The sequence below is a fragment of the Cryobacterium sp. MDB2-A-1 genome, assembly GCF_004402675.1.
Taxonomy (GTDB): domain Bacteria; phylum Actinomycetota; class Actinomycetes; order Actinomycetales; family Microbacteriaceae; genus Cryobacterium; species Cryobacterium glucosi.
In genome coordinates, this window is the sequence record NZ_SOFK01000018.1 from 1 (window position 1) to 1,242 (window position 1,242).

General features: G+C 58.1%; 1 pseudogene. It reads right to left on the minus strand.

The annotated features are described in order from the left end of the window. Positions 1-974: 974 nt before the first annotated feature. Positions 975-1,169, minus strand: a pseudogene (locus E3O39_RS19405) (IS30 family transposase); the annotation flags it as partial. Between the last annotated feature and the right edge of the window lie 73 nt (positions 1,170-1,242).

The following is a 1,242-nucleotide window of genomic DNA, read 5'->3' on the forward strand; positions in this document are numbered from 1 at the left end:
AGGCAGCCCTCAACGCCTTCGACATCACCTTCAACGGCCGACTCTCCATCCGAGACAACTAAAAATCAAACCCAGTTACACCGAAAACTTGACAGACCCGCCTCTGGGCGCCCAAAGCTCAACTCGCGATGGCCGAAGCACGCGCCAAAAAGGCGCGCGCTCGAGCTCAGGCGCGCGAAATCGCAGCTGCCAAGGAATCCAAACTCAAATTCGACGCCATCTCACTGAAATCGTAAAAGTGAGGTATAGGCGACCCAAGCACCCCAACTGCTTTGTATGTATGCGGTGACTAGAACGCCTTGAGCGTTGGCAAAACTTGGCGACCCCGCCATGAGGACGGTCCCGCTAATCGAAGCCGTTCCAGTGCCGAACGTGTTGTTGTTTACCGTAGACGTCGGCAACGCAGCCATGCTTCTCGGGGAGACCTCCCCAACACCGGCGGCCAGCTTCTCCGCAGACGAGGCCGACACCGCAACTTGTCGCTTTGCCGCACTAGTAATGGGGGGTTCAGGAAATACCTTGACTTGACTAGTCTGCTGCGCGGCGGCAGATGACCGGGACGCCGTACTCCACCGGTCCACTGCTGCTTGAGTTACTTGCGCTGCCCGAGCATCCGCTTCCTGCACAGAAGCAGAAGACGATGCCGACGGGTCCGCCGTCGGCGACGATTCACTCCACGATGAAGTTGCTCCCATCGCACTGGGTGCGGCTCCTGCCAACCCGCCAACGGCCACGGCCATAATCCACGCAAACGCAACCAGAACACTGTGCCTATTAGCGCGCAATGGAAATTCCCCCAAATTCCTAACGCAGCACCACTCAAAGGACGCCGTGTTTGTTGATCATCCCGCGTGTTTTGACACGCACACAACGCGCCCGGCGAAATCGCCCCACTCTTGGGGGCACACCGACGGCAGTCAAGGTCGCAGTGCCCAGCACAGTCTCACAAAGCTAATAGTTGATGAGAGGCGGATTCAAGTGGTGTCTGCAACACCGGTTTGATTGGTTGGGTTCGAGATTAGCGTGGCGAGGACTTCTGCGGGCGTTCGGTAGCCGTGGCGTTTGCGGGGCCGGCGGTTGAGTTCCGCGGCAACGTTCTCGAGGATCCCGGGCCCGTGGAAGGACAGGTCTGTGCCTTTCGGAAAGTACTCGCGCAAGAGTGGAGTGGTCCCCGAAAGTTGGACACCGAATTTAGGGTTCCATCTTCAGGGAGTAGTCAGATGTACTCGAAAAGCACGTTGA